This is a genomic window from Ruegeria sp. BG7, from assembly GCF_056535685.1.
Window position 1 is genome coordinate 1407897 of the sequence record NZ_JBQFIU010000001.1, and the last position, 21957, is coordinate 1429853.

General features: G+C 56.5%; 23 protein-coding genes. 12 read left to right on the forward strand and 11 right to left on the reverse strand.

The annotated features are described in order from the left end of the window. Positions 1-66 precede the first annotated feature (66 nt). Together ACR3EH_RS07045 and ACR3EH_RS07050 are read right to left on the reverse strand one after the other, a co-directional pair. Positions 67-438 carry a VOC family protein gene (locus tag ACR3EH_RS07045; protein ID WP_171188854.1) on the reverse strand — a complete coding sequence of 124 codons (372 nt, stop codon included), beginning with the start codon at positions 436-438 and terminating at the stop codon, positions 67-69. 92 nt (positions 439-530) lie between these two features. Further along, positions 531-1418, reverse strand: coding sequence for an AEC family transporter (locus tag ACR3EH_RS07050; RefSeq protein ID WP_171188852.1), 888 nt, complete (start codon positions 1416-1418; stop codon positions 531-533). Between the two features lie 218 nt (positions 1419-1636). Between ACR3EH_RS07050 and ACR3EH_RS07055 the strand changes: the two genes are divergently transcribed. Both ACR3EH_RS07055 and ACR3EH_RS07060 read left to right on the forward strand, forming a co-directional pair. Then, a complete protein-coding gene (locus ACR3EH_RS07055) occupies positions 1637-2446 on the forward strand; it encodes a division plane positioning ATPase MipZ (RefSeq protein WP_171096222.1) in 810 nt (269 codons plus the stop codon). Positions 2447-2642: 196 nt separating this feature from the next. Then, a complete protein-coding gene (locus tag ACR3EH_RS07060; protein WP_171188850.1) occupies positions 2643-2924 on the forward strand; it encodes an HlyU family transcriptional regulator in 282 nt (93 codons plus the stop codon). A gap of 166 nt (positions 2925-3090) precedes the next feature. Here the strand turns inward: ACR3EH_RS07060 and ACR3EH_RS07065 are convergent, their stop codons facing one another. Next, entirely contained in the window at positions 3091-4341 is a 1251-nt protein-coding gene (locus ACR3EH_RS07065; RefSeq protein ID WP_171188848.1) for an adenylate/guanylate cyclase domain-containing protein, read from the reverse strand. Positions 4342-4401: 60 nt separating this feature from the next. Beyond that, the gene (locus ACR3EH_RS07070) at positions 4402-4854 is read right to left on the reverse strand and encodes a MarR family winged helix-turn-helix transcriptional regulator (RefSeq protein WP_171188845.1); all 453 of its coding nucleotides are present in this window, start codon (positions 4852-4854) and stop codon (positions 4402-4404) included. A 57-nt stretch (positions 4855-4911) separates the two neighbouring features. On the opposite strand from ACR3EH_RS07070, the gene hmgA reads away from it, so the two are divergent. The 8 genes from hmgA (at position 4912) to ACR3EH_RS07110 (ending at position 12220) form a co-directional block, all read left to right on the forward strand. Next, positions 4912-6267: a homogentisate 1,2-dioxygenase gene (gene hmgA, locus ACR3EH_RS07075; protein WP_171096228.1), complete on the forward strand. Its 1356-nt coding sequence runs from the start codon at positions 4912-4914 to the stop codon at positions 6265-6267. Beyond that, a complete protein-coding gene (locus ACR3EH_RS07080) occupies positions 6264-6887 on the forward strand; it encodes a LysE family translocator (RefSeq protein ID WP_171676371.1) in 624 nt (207 codons plus the stop codon). The genes hmgA and ACR3EH_RS07080 overlap by 4 nt, the downstream gene beginning before the upstream one ends. 21 nt (positions 6888-6908) lie before the next feature. Next, on the forward strand, positions 6909-8165 hold the full coding sequence (fahA, locus tag ACR3EH_RS07085) for a fumarylacetoacetase (protein WP_171648499.1): 1257 nt from the start codon (positions 6909-6911) through the stop codon (positions 8163-8165). Positions 8166-8251: 86 nt separating this feature from the next. Further along, positions 8252-9202, forward strand: coding sequence for an MBL fold metallo-hydrolase (locus ACR3EH_RS07090; protein ID WP_171188839.1), 951 nt, complete (start codon positions 8252-8254; stop codon positions 9200-9202). Between the two features lie 132 nt (positions 9203-9334). Then, positions 9335-10945 carry an FAD-dependent oxidoreductase gene (locus ACR3EH_RS07095; RefSeq protein ID WP_171188837.1) on the forward strand — a complete coding sequence of 537 codons (1611 nt, stop codon included), beginning with the start codon at positions 9335-9337 and terminating at the stop codon, positions 10943-10945. A 5-nt stretch (positions 10946-10950) separates the two neighbouring features. Continuing rightward, complete coding sequence (locus ACR3EH_RS07100) at positions 10951-11148, forward strand: DUF2783 domain-containing protein (protein WP_171105539.1); 198 nt, start codon at positions 10951-10953, stop codon at positions 11146-11148. Positions 11149-11159: 11 nt separating this feature from the next. Next, entirely contained in the window at positions 11160-11798 is a 639-nt protein-coding gene (gene maiA / locus ACR3EH_RS07105) for a maleylacetoacetate isomerase (RefSeq protein WP_171188835.1), read from the forward strand. An 86-nt stretch (positions 11799-11884) separates the two neighbouring features. Further along, a complete protein-coding gene (locus ACR3EH_RS07110; RefSeq protein WP_171188833.1) occupies positions 11885-12220 on the forward strand; it encodes a DOPA 4,5-dioxygenase family protein in 336 nt (111 codons plus the stop codon). Here ACR3EH_RS07110 and ACR3EH_RS07115 read toward each other — a convergent pair. Continuing rightward, positions 12217-13845 (reverse strand): acyl-CoA synthetase, encoded by a 1629-nt coding sequence (locus ACR3EH_RS07115; protein WP_171188831.1) that lies wholly within the window; start codon positions 13843-13845, stop codon positions 12217-12219. The two genes, ACR3EH_RS07110 and ACR3EH_RS07115, sit on opposite strands and share 4 nt — an antisense overlap. A gap of 222 nt (positions 13846-14067) precedes the next feature. Here ACR3EH_RS07115 and ACR3EH_RS07120 point away from each other — a divergent pair, with 222 nt between their 5' ends. Together ACR3EH_RS07120 and ACR3EH_RS07125 are read left to right on the forward strand one after the other, a co-directional pair. After that, on the forward strand, positions 14068-15459 hold the full coding sequence (locus ACR3EH_RS07120) for an aminotransferase family protein (protein WP_171096246.1): 1392 nt from the start codon (positions 14068-14070) through the stop codon (positions 15457-15459). A gap of 193 nt (positions 15460-15652) precedes the next feature. Beyond that, positions 15653-16099, forward strand: coding sequence for a DUF3124 domain-containing protein (locus ACR3EH_RS07125; RefSeq protein WP_371808753.1), 447 nt, complete (start codon positions 15653-15655; stop codon positions 16097-16099). A 256-nt stretch (positions 16100-16355) separates the two neighbouring features. Here the strand turns inward: ACR3EH_RS07125 and ACR3EH_RS07130 are convergent, their stop codons facing one another. From ACR3EH_RS07130 to pyk, 6 genes are all read right to left on the reverse strand, one after another. After that, positions 16356-17162: a phytanoyl-CoA dioxygenase family protein gene (locus ACR3EH_RS07130; protein WP_171188829.1), complete on the reverse strand. Its 807-nt coding sequence runs from the start codon at positions 17160-17162 to the stop codon at positions 16356-16358. Between the two features lie 201 nt (positions 17163-17363). After that, positions 17364-17729, reverse strand: coding sequence for a 50S ribosomal protein L20 (gene rplT, locus ACR3EH_RS07135; RefSeq protein ID WP_152457001.1), 366 nt, complete (start codon positions 17727-17729; stop codon positions 17364-17366). 14 nt (positions 17730-17743) lie between these two features. Then, positions 17744-17944 (reverse strand): 50S ribosomal protein L35, encoded by a 201-nt coding sequence (gene rpmI / locus ACR3EH_RS07140; RefSeq protein WP_005981143.1) that lies wholly within the window; start codon positions 17942-17944, stop codon positions 17744-17746. A gap of 184 nt (positions 17945-18128) precedes the next feature. Beyond that, a complete protein-coding gene (locus tag ACR3EH_RS07145) occupies positions 18129-19679 on the reverse strand; it encodes an alanine/glycine:cation symporter family protein (RefSeq protein ID WP_171188827.1) in 1551 nt (516 codons plus the stop codon). A gap of 13 nt (positions 19680-19692) precedes the next feature. Next, a complete protein-coding gene (locus tag ACR3EH_RS07150; protein WP_171096253.1) occupies positions 19693-20130 on the reverse strand; it encodes a universal stress protein in 438 nt (145 codons plus the stop codon). 251 nt (positions 20131-20381) lie between these two features. Continuing rightward, positions 20382-21827, reverse strand: a complete 1446-nt coding sequence (gene pyk, locus ACR3EH_RS07155; RefSeq protein ID WP_171188824.1) for a pyruvate kinase — start codon at positions 21825-21827, stop codon at positions 20382-20384. Between the last annotated feature and the right edge of the window lie 130 nt (positions 21828-21957).

Consider the following 21957-nt stretch of genomic DNA (forward strand, 5'->3'; position numbering starts at 1 on the left):
CCGAAATGAAATGCGAAAGGCCGCCCCATCGGGCGGCCTTTTTTCTTGCCTGGGCTTAATCCGGCTTCAACCGAAGACATAAAAACAAAGCTTGTTGCCGTCAGGGTCCCGCACATATGCACCATAAAACCGGTCCGGCACGCGTTGCCCGGGCTCGCCTTCGTCTGTCGCGCCAAGGCTGATCGCTTTGTCATACATTGCGGAAACGGACTCTTTGGTGTCGGCAGGAAAAGATATCATATTGCCATTTCCGGACGCGCAGTCATTGCCATCATATGGTTCGCATACGGCCAGCATCGGTGCCGTCGGGTCATTTCCGATAAATACGATACGGCCCGCATCGATCAGAACCTGCGCGCCTATGTCTTCGAACAGTGAAGTGTAAAATGTTTTGGCGGCGTCCATGTTGGAAACGCCGATGGTTACATATCCGATCATAAGTGGAGCCCTTTTGAATACTGTATGATTTACCGGGCATAGTCGGTCAGGCGTCAAAGGGTTACAAGTCACGAAAATGGCATTGCCGAGTGTCAGATCCAGTAGGACAGCGCCACCGGAAGCACCAGTATTGTCGCCAATGTCGAGACCAGAATGAAGCCTGCCACATCTGGCCCGTATTCCGGTACATGCTGATCGATGAAGAGATAGGTCGCCACAGACGACGGCATCAGGCAGCACAGAATCAAAGCGCCCCGTTCCGATCCCGTAAACCCGAACAGCCATATCAAAGAGCTGGCGATGACAACGGCCATCACTAGGTGCATCAGCGTTAATGTGATCGCCCGTCCCAGGCTTTTGACCTGCAATGTCGCCAAGGTATGACCCAATGTCAGCAACATCAGCGGAATCGACAGTCCTCCCAGAATATCAAAAGATTTTGCAATCGGCTGCGGCAGGCTGGTTCCTGTCGCCATCAGGATCAGTGAAAGCGCTACGGCATAAATAATCGGTGAAGAAACCAGTTTCCGGGGCGAGAACTCTCCGGCCGGGATCCACATCCCAACGGTAAAGATGCTGATCAGCACAACCACCACAAACGCCATCGTGTAAGCCATACCTGCATCACCCAGTGCCAACAGGGTGATTGGCAAACCTATGTTGCCAACATTTCCGTGCATCAACGGCGTCAGAAACGCCCTGACCGGCAGGCGCAGGGCCTTTAGGGCGACGAAACCCAACACACCGAACCCTGCCACCGCCAAAGCAGCAGCGGTCATCATGTCCAGAAAAGTACCTACAGCTAAATTGGTCGTCGAAAGGTGCGAAATAATCAGCGTAGGATAGCCCACCTTTGAGACGATCCCACCGATCACCTTGTTGTCAAAGGGCGCGTGAATCAGCGCAAGGCCATAGCCAATCCCGGCGCAGATCAGGACCGGCAAAACCACGTTCAAGACGTTCAGGAACAGGTGTTCCAAGCTGCTTTCTCCCTGCTCAACCTGCATGCTGACTGTGAATCAGGTCCGGCACATTGGCAAGCGCGCGCCCGTAACCCGCGCACCGCGCAGGGTTTTCCAAAATAGGGTCTGATATTGCCCGAAACCGCCGCTTGAGGTTCTTTCCTTCCAACGCGACACAACATATAGTGGGTGCCAACAACGTGTAGCGAAGCACGGCGGGACTTGGGAATACAAGCATGGCACATATCATCGTGGTCGGGAACGAAAAGGGTGGCGCAGGCAAATCGACCGTGTCGATGCATGTGGCAACCGCGCTGGCCCGATTGGGGCACAAGGTCAGCACGCTGGATCTGGACTTGCGCCAGCGCAGTCTGGGGCGCTATTTCGAGAACCGGAACAACTTCCTCAAAAGCTCGGACCTGACCCTGCCCAGCCCGCGTCATCACGACCTGCCCGAGATCGATGCCGCCACGCTGAAACCCGGCGAGAACATCTATGACCACCGCCTGTCCGCCGCTGTATCGCAACTGGAAAGCGACAGCGACTTCATCCTGATCGACTGCCCGGGCTCTCACACCCGTCTCAGCCAGGTGGCGCACTCGTTGGCCGACACGCTGATCACGCCGCTGAACGACAGCTTCATCGACTTCGACCTTTTGGCGCGGATCGACTCGAAGGGGGAAAAGATCCTCGGCCCATCGGTCTATTCCGAAATGGTCTGGAACGCGCGTCAGTTACGGGCCCAAGCTGGGCTGAAACCCATCGACTGGGTCGTGGTCCGCAACCGGGTCGGCACGCAGCGTATGGTCAACAAGGAAAAGATGCAGCGCGCGATCGAGATGCTGTCTCAGCGCATCGGCTTTCGCGTCGCTTCGGGCTTTTCCGAACGGGTTATCTTCCGCGAACTGTTCCCCCGTGGCCTGACCCTGCTGGATCTCAAGGATATCGGCGTAAAGCAGTTGAACATCTCGAACATCGCCGCCCGTCAGGAACTGCGCGACATGATGAAAGAGCTGAGCTTGCCGGGCGTGGAGATCGATTTCTGATCCAAGGCCCTGTCGGACGCTGTGTAAACAAATCCAGCAGTTGGATTCCAGCACTGAGTGGCTGCTCTAGGCGCTTTGCGTTGGCAGCCAGGATGCAATAGAATCGAGGATCCGGTGAACCAACCGTACAGCGCACTTCAACCCCGCCCCTAGCCGCGTTAGTCTCTGATCCAAACAAGCTGAAAGGAGCTGGTCCATGTCACTCTTCTCAAAACTCTTTGGTGGCGGCGAAAAGTCGGGTCCTGAGCCGGTCGCATACAAAGGGTTCGAAATCTTCCCAGACCTGATTGCCGAGGGTGGCAAGTATCGCCTTTCGGCCCGAATCGAAAAGACCATCGACGGAGAACGAAGAACACAAGCGGTGATCCGGGCAGATGTCTTTGAAAGCCGGGATCAGGCCGAGAGCTTCAGCATCACCAAGGCGAAGCAGGTGATTGACGAGCAGGGCGAACGCATATTCGATGCTGGAAACCGATAGCTTTTTGCCCGAGATGCGATCGACGATTACCATGTGACCTGCGCTTGCCGAACGACACACCCTCGGCCTTGTTCATGCAGCCAATAGCGTCAATGTAGGGTACGACCGCAGAAGGAAGGAACCAAGACGTTCTGCAAGGTCCATCAACTTAGGAACAGGCTCAGTTTCAATCGGTTACGGATTGCCCACTGGGACTGTACACCGTAAACAACTCTTTCGGTTCGTTCACTCCGCGCAGCATGTAACGACCCACTGACACAAGCTCTTGCACGCAGGGTTGTGCGGCGCGGGCGACGTCGTCTGAGATCAGGATCCTCTGTCCCAGTGACCGGTGCATCCCCGCAATACGGGCGGCCTGATTGACGGCCGGGCCGATGACTGTGAAATCCAACCGCGTCTCGGAACCGATATTGCCATAGAGAATTTCGCCTGAATGCAGAGCCAGCGTGTAATTGGCCACTGGCAGGCCTTGCTCCTGTCGTTGAGCGTTCAACGCATCCATACGCGACTGCAAAAGGGGAACCGCGCTCAGCGCGGCGCGGGCGTCTTCGTCGATTTCGCCGACATCGAACATGGCCATCAGACCATCGCCCATGAATTTCAGGATATTACCGCCCCTGTCATGCACCACGCCCACTGCCACGGCCAGATAGTCGTTTAGCATGTCAATAATCTCGTGCCCCGGTAGATCCTCTGACAGGGTGGTGAAGCCTTCGAGGTCGAAATTCCAAATTACCGCATCGATCTGCTGCAAAGACCCGCGCTGGATTTCACCAGACAGAACCCGACGACCGGCATCGCGGCCCAGGTAAACACGCATCAGATCTTTGGTCAGGTTCTGGTTCTTGGCGGACTTAAGCGCCAGACCCAAATGCGGCAGAACGGTGTGGATTTGGTTCAGATCGCCGTCGTCAAAACCGGTTGGTGCGTCACTGGTCCAGGACATCAGAACGCCATCGCTGACCTTCTTTGCGCCATTGGGGCGCAACTGCTTAGCCCCTTCAAAAGACAAGCCCGTGGCATAATAATCGGTTGCCCCGATTTCCCGCAGGTCGTTCAACAGCGGAAAGCGACTGGGTTCATTATGTTCGACCAGTTTGACCCGGATTTCATCCAGATCCTCATGCAACAGGGCATACAGCGGACTTTGCTGCCAAACCTCGCTGGGTTCATCGGTATTTTCAAACCGCTCGAATTCACCGCCTGTGCCGTTGTACCAACTGTAACCCATACCGCCGTAAACTGGGTGCAAAGTGGACTGGGCTGCGTGAAAGCGCATCAACGGGATGCCCATATCGACCAGCCGGGTGCAAAAGCCTTCCAGCAATTCTTCCTGCCCGGCCCCTTCAAGCCCCTTATTGACCAACCAATCGATCAGCTTGTGTGTGGGCACCGACGAAGAGTCTAACGAGGTCATATTTGTGTCCGTATCAAGCATGTATCCCATCTGGGGATCATGCACATCAATTGCCAGTGGTCAGTCCAAACCAGCCAATCTTTGCAGCATTTTACGCAGCAGAGCGGCTTCCTCCGCTTCAAACAGGCCCGACAGTTTCGCATCATAGTCTGCGGCGACGCCATGCAAGTCACGATACACGGTTTGCCCAGCCGGTGTTAGTGTCAGCCATTCTGCACGCCGGTCCGCTTCATCGCGTGTGCGTTTCAAGTAACGACGCTGTTCCAGCTTGGCGACCGCGCGGCTGATCTTGGTCTTGTGCATTCTGGCACGTTCGCAAATCTCTTTCGCGGTCATCTCGCCAAATAGCCCGAGATGAAACAGCACCCGCCATTCGGTTCTGAGCATCCCATAACGGCCTTTGTATACGCTCTGAAATTCCAATGACGCCTGTTCAGCCGCCTGGTTCAGCAGGAAGGGCAGAAAATTTTGCAGATCAAACTCATCATTTTTTTTGGATTCTACGTGTGACATGCTTGTTAGTTACAAAATCAACTATTACCCGACAAGCAGCAAACGGAGGAAACCATCATGAATCGTCCGAGTGATCCGCATATGCTGACGCAGGCTGCAACGCCGGTCGGCACACATGCCGGCTATATGCCCGGCTTTGGAAACGACTTTGAGACCGAGGCCCTGCCCGACGCGCTGCCACAAGGGATGAACAGCCCACAGCGGTGCAACTATGGCCTTTACGGAGAGCAGCTGAGCGGCACCGCTTTCACTGCGAACCCGCCCGAACGCACTTGGTGTTATCGTATTCGCCCATCGGTGAAGCATTCACATCGTTACGAAAAAATCGACCTCCCCTATTGGAAATCGGCACCGTGCATCGACCCGGATGTGATCAGCCTGGGTCAGTATCGCTGGGATCCCGTCCCACATTCTGATGAAGGTCTGAACTGGATGACCGGGATGCGGACCATGACCACGGCGGGGGATGTGAACACGCAAGTGGGCATGGCCAGCCACATCTATCTGGTCACCGAATCCATGGTGGATGACTACTTCTTCTCGGCCGATTCCGAGCTGTTGGTTGTTCCGCAGGAAGGACGCCTGCGTTTTGCGACCGAGCTGGGTATCATCGATCTGGAACCCAAAGAGATCGCGATCATTCCGCGTGGTCTGCTGTACCGGGTCGAGGTTCTGGAAGGCCCCGCGCGCGGTTTTGTCTGCGAAAACTACGGGCAAAAGTTCGAGCTGCCGGGCCGCGGCCCGATTGGCGCAAACTGCATGGCCAACCCGCGCGACTTCAAAGCGCCCGTAGCTGCGTTTGAAGATCGCGAAACGCCGTCGACCGTGACGATCAAATGGTGCGGCCAGTTCCACACCACCAAGATCGGGCACAGCCCGCTGGATGTGGTTGCGTGGCACGGCAACTATGCGCCCTACAAATATGACTTGCGAAATTATTGCCCGGTTGGCGCGATCCTGTTCGACCATCCCGACCCGTCGATCTTTACGGTTCTGACGGCACCGTCTGGCCAGCCCGGCACGGCCAATATCGACTTTGTTCTGTTCCGCGAACGCTGGATGGTGATGGAGGACACGTTCCGCCCGCCGTGGTACCACAAAAACATCATGTCCGAGCTCATGGGCAACATTTACGGCCAGTATGACGCAAAACCACAGGGCTTCGTGCCCGGTGGCACCAGTCTGCACAACATGATGATCCCGCATGGTCCCGACAGGGAAGCCTTTGACAAGGCTTCATATTCCAACCTGGGACCGGACAAGCTGGACAAGACAATGTCGTTCATGTTCGAAACCCGCTTCCCGCAGCATCTGACGCCATTTGCCGCCACCGAAGCGCCGTTGCAGGATGACTATATCGACTGCTGGACATCGCTCGAGAAAAAGTTCGACGGAACACCGGGTAAGAAATGAGCTTGGATTTCTGGTTCACCTATGTGGCAACCGTCCTGCTGCTGATGAGCACACCGGGACCCAGCCAATTGCTGATGTTGTCAAACTCAGCCACCAACGGGCTTCGGCGCGGGCTATTCACCGCTGTCGGAGATCTGACGGCGAACTTTCTGCAGATGTTGGCGGCGGGGCTTGGCCTGGCCGCCCTGATTGCCACATCCGCAACCGCGCTGACAGTCATCAAATGGCTTGGTGTGGCCTATCTGGTTTATCTTGGGGTTAAACAGATCCTCAAAGCGCGCGTGTCTGATACGCAAACCGCGCCCAAGACAAGTCGTAAATCGCTTTGGATGCAGGGGTTTATTACCTCTGCCGCGAATCCCAAAGCCGTGGTCTTTTTTGCAGCGCTGTTCCCACTGTTCATTGACGGAGCACTGCCTTTCTGGCCGCAATTCGCCATTCTTTCGGCCACCTATCTGGTCATGGACGGGATGTTTCTGACCGCATATGGCGGCAGCGCAAGCTGGCTGGCCCGCCGTTTGCAAGGTCCTGCAAAGCTGTGGCTTGACCGCATTGGCGGCAGCTTCATGATCCTGGCTGCTATCTTGTTGGGGCTGAAATCCCTTCGCCCCTCAACTTAACCAACAAAACAGGGACATCGTATGCCTCTAATGACATCCTGGGTGACGTCGGCCAATGACGCGGCACATCCGTTCCCACTGAACAACCTGCCTTATGGCGTCTTCTCGACCGAGGGCGACGATCCGCGCTGCGGCGTGGCCATTGGGGATATGATCCTCGACGTCACCGCCGCCGAATCCGAAGGGTTGATCACCCTATGCGATGAGCCCCTGTTCGACATGCCGTTCTGGAACCCACTAATGGAGGAAGGTCCCGCTGTCTGGGCCGCCCTGCGGGAACGTCTGATCAGCCTTCTGACCGAGGGCTCGGACGAGCAAAGCAAGGTTGAACCATTGCTTGTCAAACAAGACGACGCCGAGATGCACCTGCCCTTCGCGGTCAGCGAATACACCGATTTCTACGCAGGCCGGAACCACGCCTTCAACGTGGGCACGATGTTCCGGGGGCCGGAAAACGCATTGCCGCCGAACTGGCTGCATATTCCCATTGGGTACAACGGACGCGCGTCTTCGGTCGTTGTTTCGGGTACGGATATTCGCCGCCCTTGGGGACAGCTAAAAGCGCCAGAACAAGAGCTGCCTGCCTTTCTGCCCAGCCGTCGTTTTGACATCGAGCTTGAGATGGGCGCGATTGTCGGCACCCCTTCGGAGGGTCCGATCTCGGTGCAAGAGGCGGACGACAATATATTTGGCTACGTCCTGCTGAACGACTGGTCTGCGCGCGACATCCAGGCTTGGGAATACCAGCCACTCGGTCCGTTTCAGGCCAAAGCCACCGCAACATCAATCAGCCCCTGGATTGTCACCAAGGCAGCGCTGGAGCCTTTCCGCTGTGACACGCCGGCCCGTGAGTTCGAGTTGCTGGATCACCTGAAAGACTGCGGCCCGATGCTCTATGACATTGATCTGTCGATCACCATGGCACCTGCCGGGCAGCCTGCCACGACAATTGCACAGACCAACTACAACCAGATGTACTATTCCGCCGCGCAGCAACTGGCCCATCACACGACGTCCGGCTGTCCGATGAATGCAGGTGATTTGCTGGGGTCGGGCACCATTTCCGGACCAACCAAACCCGAACGCGGTTCGTTGCTGGAACTCAGCTGGGGCGGCAAGGAACCTCTGACGCTGGACAGCGGCGAAACCCGCAGCTTCATCGAGGACGGCGACACACTCACCTTGACCGGTGCGGCCAAAGGCGACGGCTATACAATCGGCTTCGGTGACTGTGTTGGCACCGTTCTGCCTGCCCTTACTTCCCCTTTCGAACGATGACGCACTGACTTCATCTTTTTCCAAATACTCCCGCCGGAGGCTTCCAACCGCAGCCTTCCGCGCAAACGCAAAAGGACAATACCAAGATGGCCAAAGCATTCGCGTCCCAGGGGGACATGTCGGAGAAAAAGATCAGCTTCACCGAGGTGGGCCAAGGGCTCTATGCCTTTACGGCCGAAGGCGACCCGAACTCGGGCGTCATCATCGGCGATGACAGCGTGATGATTGTCGAGGCGCAGGCGACACCGCGTCTGGCCAACAAGGTGATCGAGTGCGTTCGATCAGTTACAGACAAGCCGATCACGCATGTGGCACTGACCCACTACCACGCCGTTCGCGTTCTGGGCGCAAGCGCGTTTGGCGCACAGCAAGTCCTGATGTCAGACATGGCCCGCGCCATGGTCGTGGAACGCGGGCAAGAGGATTGGGACAGCGAATTCCAACGGTTTCCTCGCCTGTTCGAAGGGCACGAAAGCATCCCGGGCCTGACCTGGCCCACCACCACGTTCAGCGACACGATGACCGTCTATCTGGGCAACCGTCGCGTGGATCTGATGCATCTGGGCCGTGCGCACACTGCCGGTGATATCGTAATTCATGTGCCAGACCAGAACGTGATGTTTACCGGTGACATCGTCGAATACCATTCGGCCTGCTATTGCGGCGATGGGCACTTCAGCGACTGGGGTGACACGCTGGATGCGATCAAATGGTTCGATGTCGACGCCATCGCTCCGGGTCGCGGCGACGCGCTGGTTGGTAAGGATATGGTCAATGCGGCCATTGAAAATACCCGCGATTTCGTCAGCAGCACCTACCGTCCTGCCGCCAAGGTGGCGGCGCGTGGAGGATCTCTGAAAGAAGCCTGGGACGCCGTACGCGCCGAGTGTGATCCGAAATTCGCTGACTACGCGATCTACGAACACTGCCTGCCGTTCAACGTGGCGCGCGCCTATGACGAGGCACGCGGCATCGACACACCGCGTATCTGGACCGCCCAGCGCGACCTTGAGATGTGGGAAGCCCTGCAAGGATGACAAAACGACCCGGTTTGATCCAGATCGTTTTACGCGGCGGGATTCGATGAAACCATAAGCCAAGGCCTCCGGCGCCTGTCGCCGGGGGACAGGATATGCAGCACTTTGGTGCATCTGCTTGGGGGGGAGCCCATGAACAAGATCTTTGAAACACCGCTTTACGGCTATGAACGCAGCCCGGATCAGGACAGCCCCACGCCCGTCAGGCGCAAGGTCATCGTGATTGGTGCCGGTCCGGTTGGTTTGGCCGCCGCCATCGATCTGGCCCAACAAGGGATCGAGGTTGTGGTTCTGGACGAGAACGACAAGGTCAGTTTCGGCAGTCGCGCCATTTGTTTTTCTCAGCGCACTTTAGAAATTGCCGACCGCCTGGGATGTGGACACCGCTTGGTCGACAAAGGCGTGTTGTGGGATCGCGGCAAGGTCTTTTTCGATGATCGCCAGGTCTATGACTTCAACCTGCAACCGGATGAAGGATATGCCAATCCGGCTTTCATCAACCTGCAGCAATACCATTTCGAAGATTACTTCGTTCAACGGGTTCGCGAGCTGCAGGCAGAAGGCGCACCGATTGAAATTCGTGGGTGCAACAAGGTCGAGGCCATTGGCACGCACGAGGATCACGTTCGGATGGAGGTCGAGACCCCTGAAGGCCCCTATACGCTTGAGGCTGAATGGCTGATCGCTTGCGACGGAGCCACCTCTCCCACCCGCCGGATGCTGGGCATTGATTTCGAAGGGCGCGTGTTCGAAGACAACTTCCTGATCGCGGATGTGATCATGGATGCCGATTTCCCATCAGAACGCTGGTTCTGGTTCGATCCGCCATTCAATCGGGGGCAGTCTGCGCTGTTGCACAAGCAGCCTGACAACGTCTGGCGCATCGACCTGCAATTAGGCTGGGACATCGACAAGGAGCGTGAAAAGCGCCCCGAGAATGTCATCCCCCGCCTCAAGGCGATGTTGGGCGAAGACGTCGAGTTCCAGCTGGAATGGGTCTCAATCTATACCTTCCAGTGTCGCCGCATGGAAAGCTTCCGCAAAGGGCGCGTCCTGTTTGCAGGCGACAGCGCGCATCAGGTCAGCCCCTTTGGCGCACGCGGGGCAAATTCGGGTTTGCAAGATACCGACAATCTGTGCTGGAAACTGAAGCTTGTGCTCGAGGGCAAAGCCCCTGAAAGCCTGTTGGACACCTACAACGCGGAACGCGTGCAGGGGGCCGACGAAAATATCCAGAAATCCAGCCGGTCGACCGATTTCATCACGCCAAAATCCGAGATGTCGCGGCTTCTGCGCGATGCGGTTCTGGATCTAAGCGAACAGTATGAATTTGCCCGACCATTGGTGAACTCCGGGCGCTTGAGCCAACCCTGCACGTATGACGGGTCTTCGTTGAACTCGGCCGATGCGCTGAACGGCCCAGCCTGCACACGCCCGGGGTCGGCCTGCCCGGATGCCCCACTGGGCGATGAATTCCTGCTGCCCAAGCTGGCGGGCAAATTTACCTTGCTGACCATTGATGCCGATGCCCCAGACACTCTGGAAGAGGATGGGATTGAGGTCACTCGGCTGGCGTTGACGGTCAAAGACGACCTGACGCTGGCTCTCAAACGTCGTTACTTGGGTAATGCAACCAGCGCTGTGTATCTGATCCGCCCGGATCAGCACGTAGCCGCTCGGCGGGACAGCTTTGAAGAAAACAGTTTCCGTCATGCGATCCGCAGAGCTTGCGGTAAGGAGTAAGCGACATGTCAGACTTGATCCTAACCCCCAATTTCGACAACGCCGACGACTTTTACGCCACCCTTTTGGCGGCGCATGAAGGGCTTGAAAAAGCCGACAGCGACGCGCTGAACGCCCGACTGGTGTTGGTTCTTGCCAATCACATCGGCGACGGAACGGTGTTGTCCGACGCCATTCGCGCAGCCGCTTTGACCGAAAACTGACGGGTTTTAACGTGAACAAACCCGTTCTTTTCGACTATTGGCGGTCCTCAGCCAGCTATCGTGTGCGGATCGCCCTGAATCTGGCCGCAATCGACTATGACGCCGTTGTTGTCGATCTGGTGGGCGGCGAACACAAAGGCGCTGAGCATTTGGCACGCAATCCGCAAGGGTTTGTGCCGGTACTGGATGTCGACGGGCACCGCCTGACACAGTCTTTGGCCATCCTCGACTATCTGGACCGAACGCGCCAACTTAATTTACTACCCAACGACGCGGTCGAGCGCGCGCGTGTACAGGCACTTGCATATGCAATTGCGGTGGATATTCACCCGGTCTGCAACTTGTCTGTCGCACGTCACGCGACGTCGTTAAGCAAAGAAGCAACCGACATGCCCGGAGATTGGATGCGGCACTTCATCCGGCCCGGCTTGCAAGCCTTTGAGACCATGTTGGGCACGTTTGAACAGGCCCCGTATTGTACCGGTTCGCAGCCAAGCCTCGCCGACATCTGCCTGATCCCTCAACTCTACAATGCACGCCGCTGGCAGGTGGAACTGTCGGACATGCCACGTGTTCTGGGGGTTGAAGCAGCCTGCGCTAGTCATCCGGCCTTTGTTGCAGCGCATCCCGACGCGCATGCACCCCAATAACCCTGCACAGGCCCTGTGTGCCTGTGCGCCTAGGCGTATGCCCCGTTTGACCTTAGCTTTGATAAATCAAAGAAATGAGGTCCCCCATGCCCGAGATCACCGGCTACCACGCCCATGTCTATTTCGATGCCGACACGCAGGATACGGCGCAACAGGTCTGTGAAGAGGCCGCGCGGCTATTCCCGGTTCAGATGGGGCGTATGCATGCCCGCAACGTCGGTCCTCATCCGCGCTGGAGTTGCCAGTTAGGCTTTGCCGCCGACGCTTTTGATCAGGTCATGCCATGGCTGATGTTGAACCGGCAGGGCCTGACCGTGTTCACCCATCCCGAAACCGGTGAGCATCTGGAAGATCACCGCGATCGGGCAATCTGGATGGGTGAGATGCTGGATCTGAACCTTTCGATCTTCGACAAGCTTTAGTCCAGCGACCGCGCCTGATCCCGCAGGACAAATTTTTGCACCTTGCCCGTAGATGTCTTCGGCAGGGTGCCAAACACGACGGTCTTAGGTGCTTTGAAATGGGCCATGTTGTCCCGACAGAAGGCAATCAGCTCTGCTTCGGTCGCGGTTGCTTCGGGTTTCAGCTCGACAAAGGCACAAGGCGTTTCGCCCCATTTTTCGTCTGGACGCGCAACCACAGCCGCCTCCATCACCGCCGGGTGTTTATAAAGGATACCCTCGACCTCAACGGACGAGATATTCTCGCCACCTGAAATTATGATGTCCTTGGATCGATCCTTGAGGGCGATATATCCATCGGGATGCATAACACCCAGATCGCCGGACGCAAACCAGCCGCCTTTAAAGGCCCCGTCCGTGGCGTCCGGGTTCTTAAGATACCCTTTCATCACCACGTTGCCCTGCATGAAAATCTCACCCATAGTTTCGCCATCAGAAGGCACGGGTTCCATCGTTTCGGGATCGGCCACCATCAGGCCAGACAGCGCCGTGTACCGCACACCCTGCCGTACTTTCAGAGCAGCGCGATCTTCTGGCCCTTTCTCATTCCACTCGTCTTTCCAGGCACACACGACCGAGGGCCCGTACGTCTCGGTCAGGCCGTAGACATGGGTGACTTCGACGCCCATCGCCTCCATCGCTTCGATCACTGCCGCAGGCGGTGGGGCACCTGCGGTCATTACCTTGATCTGGTGATCAAAGTCTTTCAGCTCATCCGGTGCATGGGCCAGCATGTTCAAAACGATGGGCGCACCGCAGAAATGGGTGACTTTCTCATCGCGGAACGCCGCATAGATCGGCTCGGCCCGCACGGCGCGCAGACAGACAGACACACCCGCATTTGCCGCCATGGCCCAAGGGAAACACCAGCCATTGCAGTGAAACATCGGCAGTGTCCACAAGTAGACGGAATGTTTGGGCATATCCCAATCCAGCAAGTCCGACTGCGCGTTCAGGGTTGCGCCCCGGTGATGATAAACAACCCCTTTCGGGTTGCCTGTTGTACCAGAGGTATAGTTCAGCGTGATTGCGTCCCACTCATCGTTTGGCAAGGACCAATTGAATTCCGGGTCACCTTCGCTCAGCAAAGCATCATATGTCAGACTGCCCAGTGTCTCACCGCCCTCAAAGCTCGGGTCTTCGATATTGATAATCAAAATGTCACGCTCGACCTGCTTCAGCGCCTCTTTCACAACACCTGAAAACTCCGGGTCAACCAGCAGCACCTTGGCTTCGGCGTGATTTAGAATGAAAGCGACGATTGGTGCATCCAGGCGCGTATTGATGGCGTTCAAAACAGCGCCTGCCATCGGCACGCCAAAATGAGCCTCATACATCTCGGGAATATTCGCTGCGATGATTGAAACGGTATCGCCCTTGCCGATGCCACGCGCGGTCAGCGCACCCGCCAGTTGTCGGCACCGGGCATAGGTTTCAGCCCAACAATACCGGCGGTCCCCATACACCACCGAAGGGTAATCCGGATAGACCTGCGCCGTTCGCTCAAGGAACGTCAGCGGCGACAAAGGCGTGTAGTTGGCCCGGCTTTTGTCCAAATGACGCTCGTAGATGTTTGTGGCTGTCATCTGCTGATCCTCCCAAATCACAGTTCGCGCGACTTGAGCATAATCTTGGTGCTCTGACAAATCCGTAGTAATACGATAGGCCCAACTTCTGGCAATATGGGATGGCGCGATCTGGCCCTACTTACAACGGGCCTTTCGCGGTGATCTGAAGCATCTTAAACACAGGCGGGGGTGTGGCCTGACCAATAGCCCCTCAAGCGCATCTCAGTGAAAGGACTTGTCATGGACGGCACGTTCAACGAAAACGATCTTTCCCGCGTGGTCGAGGCCGACCGCGCTCATATCTGGCACCACCTGATTCAGCATAAACCCTTTGAAACCAATGACCCGCGCATCATTGTCGAAGGCAAAGGCATGCGCGTCTGGGACCAGAAGGGCAAAGAACACCTGGACGCTGTTTCCGGTGGAGTGTGGACCGTGAACGTTGGCTATGGCCGCGAATCGATCTGCAAGGCCGTCTATGATCAGTTGATGAAACTATGCTATTTCGCCAACTCGGCAGGCTCGATCCCCGGCGCAATCTTTGCCGAACAGCTGATCGACAAGATGCCGGGAATGAGCCGCGTCTACTACACCAACTCCGGCTCTGAAGCGAACGAGAAAGCCTTCAAGATGGTCCGTCAGATCGCGCATAAGCGCTACGGCGGCAAGAAGACCAAGATTCTGTACCGCGACCGCGACTATCACGGCTCGACGTTGGCAACCATGTCGGCCGGCGGTCAGGATGAACGGACTGCGCAATACGGACCTTTCGCGCCTGACTTCGTACGCGTGCCGCACTGCATGGAATACCGCAAGCACGAACTGGACGGCGCACCGGAAGAGAATTTCGGCGAATGGGCGGCGGATCAGATCGAAGAGGTCATCCTGCGCGAAGGCCCCGACACAGTTGGTGCCCTGTGCCTTGAACCGGTAACGGCTGGCGGCGGCGTAATCGAAGCGCCCGAAGGGTATTGGCAGCGCGTGCAGGAGATCTGCAAGAAATACGACGTGCTGCTGCATATCGACGAGGTTGTCTGCGGTGTTGGCCGGACCGGCACATGGTTCGGATACCAGCAATACGGCATTAAACCTGACTTCGTGACCATGGCCAAGGGCGTGGCCTCGGGCTATGCGGCGATTGCCTGCATGGTCACCACCGAAGAAGTCTTTGACATGTTCAAGGACGACGCGTCGGATCCGCTGAACTATTTCCGTGACATCTCGACCTTTGGCGGCTGCACGGCCGGTCCGGCGGCAGCGATTGAGAACATGCGCATCATCGAAGATGAGAACCTGCTGGGCAATTGCACCGACATGGGCGACCGCATGATGGGCAACCTGCAAGCGTTGATGGAAAAGCACAAAGTCATTGGTGACGTACGCGGCAAGGGCCTGTTCCTGGGGGCCGAACTGGTCACTGACCGTGCGACCAAAGACCCGATGGACGAAAAGCGGGTTCAAGCCGTTGTCGCCGATTGTATGGCGCAGGGCGTCATCATCGGTGCCACCAACCGCTCGATCCCCAGCCGTAACAACACGCTGTGCTTCTCGCCCGCACTGATCGCAACGGCGGACGACATCGACCAGATCACCGACGCGGTCGATGGCGCGCTGGGGCGTGTTTTCGGGTAAGCTGACCGAATATTAAAAAAAGAAAAACCGGCACATCGAGTGTCGGTTTTTTTTGTGAATAGTCGAAGTGCGGACAAAGCGGTCATTTTCTTGCGCCGAATCTTGTCATCCGTATGCTCATATTCACGACTGAACAAACGGAGCATTCTCCTAAATGAAGTTTTTCTCCCGCAGATATTTCTGGTCACTCTCAATGGCTTTGGTTTCGTTGACGACTGTACCAAGCCCTTCATTCGCACAAGTTTCGGAGAGTGTAACATCTCAAGTCATCTATGTTCCCTCCTACTCGCGAGTATTCACGCAGGAGGGGCGCAGCGAACCGCTCGCGTCTACCCTCGTTGTGCACAACATTAGTCTTCAATCAGAGATCAAAGTTGAGCGCGTCGAATATTACGACAGAGCGGGGCAGCTTCTGGAAACCCTCATAAATGAGCCCGTTCAACTGATGCCATTTGGGTCAATGAATGCGCTTGTACCTATTGGTAGCGTCGGAGACGGCATTGGCGCGAATTTCGTAGTCACATGGTCGGCAGAAGTTCCGGTGTCACCCCCTATCGTAGAAGCAATCATGGTCGGTGGAAGCGGCACTCAAGGGATCTCGTTTACAAGCCGAGGTCAGGTGTTGTCACAAGAACCGTAACACCGACCACTACTTTGCTTCTATGTGACCAGCTCGACCATTAAGCCAATACCTAAGCAACAGTGACTGGTTCTTTGCCACTGCGACTGGAGCTAAATTTGGGCTCAGAGCCGACATTCTCTACGTTCAAAAAAGGCCGCTCCAATCGGGACGGCCTTGAACTCGAAATCTCTCGAAAGAGGATCAGGCAGTCAGAGCGGCCAGCGTTTGGGCCACTCTCTGCTTTGCGTTTTGCCCAAAGCGTTTCGTCAATGCTTCAGGCTGTTCCTGCTATTTCAACATGACGCTGTTCCAGCTCGATTTGCCTATGCACCGCCACAGGATCAAGATCGCTTTCAGCGGGAGTGTCGATTCCAAAATGGCCGAAATTGTCTTCTCCGCGCACCAGCATTGCCGTATCGAGATCATGTTTGGTCTGACGTACATGCGCCGCAAGATACTGGATATTCAGCCCAATTCGGCGATCCTTACTTTTGTTCGGCATCGAGGCATGAAGCGTCCAACCATGGTGAAAACTCGCCTCGCCCGGACGCAGCGGACAAAGCTTAGCCTTGCTCTCATCAACTCCAAGAACAGTCTGCCCCTGCAAAAGAACGTTATCGTCATCTTCCGTTGTTTCATGGCTCATCACACCATTCGCGTGACTTCCCGGGAGCATTCGCATGCAACCGCTTTCCTCGTCCGCTGGCGACAAGGCGAGCCAAGCGGATACCTGGTCGTCATGACTCAGGCCCCAATACGTCAGATCCTGATGCCAACTGACATGCGAGGTCGAGCCAGGTTCTTTGATGATGTAGGTAACATTGTACAACAGAATGTCGGGCCCGATCAGCGCTTCGATGAGATCGAGCATCAGGGGGTGCGTAGCAAGCTTGTACGGCGAAGTTAGAATTGTGTGCGCTTTGGACTTATAATGCATGGACGCACCTAGTTGGTTTTCGGCCCATTCCATTGCGGCACGGTGTTCTTGCGCTTCGGATTCAGTCAGGATCGGAACACCACCTACATAACCGTCCCGATTGTAAGCGTTCGCCCAAGTTCGTACCCTTTGGTCGATTCCCATCGTCGCCTCCCACGAAATGACTAAGCAATCGTTAGTGGAAAAATATGACCTGCCAAGCCTGTTTCGGCTTTGGTTTGCGTCGGCGCCAATGAAAATTGAAACATACCGTACCGAATGCGCGCTTGGAGCTTTTCAACCCATGATGCAAAAAAGCCGCCCCAAACCGGGACGGCTTTTCTTTCACTGTCTCTTTTCAGAAGATCAGGCAGTCAGAGCGGCCTGAGCTTTGGCGACGATCGCGCCGAACGCTTCCGGTTCGTGCACGGCCAGGTCGGCCAGAACTTTGCGGTCCACTTCGATACCGGCCAGGTTCAGGCCGTTGATGAAGCGGGAATATGTCAGAGCTTCGTCATGCGAACGGACAGCAGCGTTGATACGCTGGATCCACAGCGCGCGGAAGTTGCGCTTGCGGTTCTTACGGTCGCGGGTTGCATACTGGTTGGCCTTGTCGACGGCCTGACGGGCAACCTTGAAGGTGCTCTTGCGGCGACCATAATAACCTTTGGCAGCCTTAATGACCTTCTTGTGACGGGCGTGAGTTACGGTTCCACCTTTAACGCGGGACATCTCTTAATCTCCTCTTAGCGGTCGTAGGGCATGTAGCCCTTGACGATCTTGGCGTCGGGGGCGGACAGGGTGGTGGTGCCACGGGCGTCGCGGATGAACTTCTTGGTCCGCTTGATCATGCCGTGCCGCTTGCCGGCCTGGCCTGCCATGACCTTACCGGTCGCAGTCACCTTGAAGCGCTTTTTGGCGCTCGACTTGGTCTTCATCTTAGGCATTTCCGTCTCCTTTTTCGGGTTCGGTTTCAAACGCGACTCGGCATGCCATCTCGGCCGGTCACGCGATCAGAAGCGCCATTTACGCAAGTTCCGTCATACTGGCAAGGGGGATTCGATCAGAATCTGCGCTTTGTGCGCGGTTGGTCTGACACCGGGGCGACGGTTGCCGCCCCGGTGGTTTGTGTTAATGGCCGAACTTGCGGATTTCACCGCTTTTCAGCCGTTCTGCATAAGATGCCAGTTCCTGACGCACCACTTTCATCAGGAAGTAGAGCGCAAAGACGTTCACCACAGCCATCGCAAAGATCGCCGCGTCCGAGAAGTCGATGACAGGACCAAGATTGGCCGCCGCACCGATGACAACGAAGACGCAGAAGATGATCTTGAACACCAGCTCTTTGGTGTGACCTTCGCCGAACAGGTAAGTCCAGGCTTTCAGGCCGTAGTAGGACCAACTGATCATGGTCGAGAAGGCAAACAGAACCACGGCAATCGCCAGGATGAAGGGGAACCAGCTGAACGCGCTGCCGAAGGCGGCAGAGGTCAGGCTGACGCCGGAGTTGCCATCAACGGTGGCAATGGCGTTACCCGCCTCGTTCAGCATGTAGTTGCCCGTCGCCGGATCGACGATCAGCTGCTGCGTGATAATGATTACCAGCGCTGTCATGGTACAAATCACAACGGTGTCGATGAACGGTTCAAGCAACGATACAAAGCCTTCGGTGATCGGTTCCTTGGTCCGAACAGCCGAGTGTGCAATGGCGGCCGAGCCCACACCCGCTTCGTTCGAAAACGCCGCTCGGCGGAAGCCCTGGATCAGCGCACCGACCATGCCGCCCGCAACACCGAGACCCGTGAAGGCACCCGCGAAGATCTGGCCAAAGGCCCAGCCGATCTGATCAGCGTGCATAATGATGATGACCAGCGCTGCCAGCACATACATCACGCCCATGAACGGTACGACCTTTTCAGTCACACGCGCAATCGACTTCAGACCACCTACGATTACCGCAAAGACAATGGCCGCAAAGACCAGACCAGTGATCCAACCGGGGTAATCCCCGACGATTCCTGCGATCTGCTGGTGCGCCTGATTGGCCTGGAACATGTTGCCCCCGCCCAGCGCACCAAGGATACAGAAGATCGAGAAAAGAACCGCGAGGATCTTACCGCCAGGCAATCCAAGCTCGGCAAAGCCCTTGGACATATAATACATCGGGCCGCCCGAGACGGTGCCATCGTCATATTCATTGCGGTATTTCACGCCCAGTGTACATTCGGTGAATTTTGAAGCCATGCCCAACAGGCCCGCGACGATCATCCAGAACGTGGCCCCCGGCCCACCGATCCCGATGGCAACCGCCACACCGGCAATATTACCAAGACCAACAGTACCAGACAGCGCTGTGGCCAGAGCCTGAAAGTGGCTGACCTCACCGGCATCATTGGGGTCGGAATAGTCGCCTTTGACAAGGCTGATCGAGTGCCCAAAAAAGCGGAACTGCACGAAAGCGAAATACAGCGTGAAAACCGTGGCTGCGACGACCAGCCAACCCACGATCCACGGAAATCCGGTTCCCGGAAACGGAGCGAAGATAAAGCTGACAAAGGGCCCGGTTGCATCAGCAAAGGCCTGATTAATCTTGTCATCCAGACCCGGAGCCTCTTGCGCCGAAGCGGCAGTGGCCATGAAGGCGGCAATCGCCGCAAGATACAGGTGTTGTAGCGTTTTCATTTTCCTGCCCACCTCAATTTACAACTGTGACCGGGACGTCGGCATGCATCACAAGGTTCTGTGTCGAGCTGCCGAAGATGCGTTTCTTGATACCATCTGCCGAAGCCCGACCCACAACGATTTGGGAGCCGCCGTTTTCGACCGTGATGGCATTCAGAGTTTCCGCCACATCGCCATGTCGAACGACGCCATGCGCTTCGAAACCAGCTGCCTTGAGGGCGTCAACGGCAGGTGTCACGATACGTGACGACGCCAAAGCGACCTCTTCCTCGCGCCGTTTGTGGCGCAGGGCGTTTTCTTCCGGTGTTTGAAATGTGTAAGGGGACCATTCTATCACATAGGCAACCAGCAATTCGCATGTTCCGATCAGCTTTGCCAGATCTTTGGCAAAGGCAATCGCGCGTTCGCCGGTCTCTGTCCCGTCGAGTCCTATGACAATCTTTGTTGTCATCTTGTTCCTCCATTATTGTTGTTCAGTCCGGGGCCCGTGCCCCCGGCAGGGCAGCCGGAACTTGGAACTTTGGCTAAGACTGCCCCTAGGTCATTTATCTGGAAATTCTACCCACGAATGAAGCCCATTGTGCCAAATTCACCTGTACGGGTCAAATTTCGCTTATAAATCAAGTTTTTCGCGTACAAAAAAGGAAACGGCCGCTTTGCCAGCGGCCGCTAACTAAATTCCGGGACTATCCGGGGAAAAGCCTATTCAGGATCGGTGCTGTAGATCAGGCGTTCGTCGCAGGGGGCCACGCGCAGGATGTTCGTGGTACCCGGAACGTTGAAAGGCACGCCCGCCGTGACGACAATCTGATCCGCCTCGGACGCAAATCCCCCAGCACGTGCAGCGCGGGCCGCGTTGACCACTGCACCCTTGAAGCGTTGCAGTTCAGGCGTCATCACGCAGTTACAGCCCCAGCTCAGACACAACCGACGCGCCGTGCCGCGTTGCGAGGTCATGGCAATGATCGGCACCCCTGGACGTTCGCGCGCAGTCAGAGAGGCCGTTGTGCCGCTTTGGGTGAAACAACAGATGGCCTTGATGTCGGTCTTTTCTGCAATCTCACGGGCTGCCGCTACGATGCCGTCGGCAACAGTGGTACCCTTGGCAGTGCGCGAGGCGGAGATGATCTGGGTATAAGTCGGGTCGGCCTCAACCTCGATGGCGACCTTGTTCATGGTCTGCACAGCCTCAACCGGATAGGCTCCAGCGGCCGATTCCGCGCTAAGCATGATGGCGTCCGTTCCTTCATAGATCGCCGTCGCCACATCCGATACTTCGGCGCGGGTGGGCATCGGGCTTTCGATCATGCTTTCCAACATCTGGGTCGCCACAATGACCGGTTTGGCAGCGCCACGGCACCTACGGACCAGACGTTTCTGGATTGGCGGCACAGCAGAGACCGGCAGTTCCACGCCCAGATCACCCCGCGCCACCATGATCCCATCTGACGCATCGAGAATATCGTCAAACGCCTCAACCGCAGCGGGCTTTTCAATCTTTGACAGGATCGCAGCACGACCGTCAGCCAAAGACCGGGCCTCGAACACATCCTTGGCACGCTGTACGAAGCTCAGCGCCAGCCAGTCGACACCCAGCTGACAGACAAACTCCAGATCGTCGCGGTCCTTGGCCGACAACGCCGCCAGCGGCAGCACAACATCCGGGACATTCACACCCTTGCGGTTCGAGATGGTGCCGCCAACCTCGACCGTGCAGTTGGCGAAATCCTGACCGCAGTCCTGAACCGTCAGGCGGATCTTGCCATCATTCACCAACAGGCGCGCACCCGGCTCAAGCGCCGCAAAAATCTCGGGATGCGGCAGGCATACCCTGTTTATGTCTCCGGCGGTGGGATCAAGATCAAGGCGGAAGGCCGCGCCTTCCTCCAACTCTTCCGCCTCATTGGCAAAGACGCCAACGCGCAGCTTTGGCCCCTGAAGGTCAGCCAGAATGGCAATCGGGCTGTCCAGATCCTTTTCGACCTGCCGAATAATCTTGTGCCGCTCGCGGATCTCATCGTGGCTGCCGTGGCTCATGTTGAGTCGAAACACATCGGCCCCTGCCTCATGCAAAGCACGAATGGTGTCATAGTCACTCGACGCCGGTCCCAGCGTCGCCACGATTTTTACATTTCTCAGGCGTCGCATTGGTCTTGATCTCCTTACGTCGTCTTACTTGCTGATTAGGGTACAGCAAAATGTTACCGCAAACATCGGCTGAGTGCTTATTGCGCAATTCCCTTTTCAAAGCAACTGCCCTACACCTGCGACAAACTAG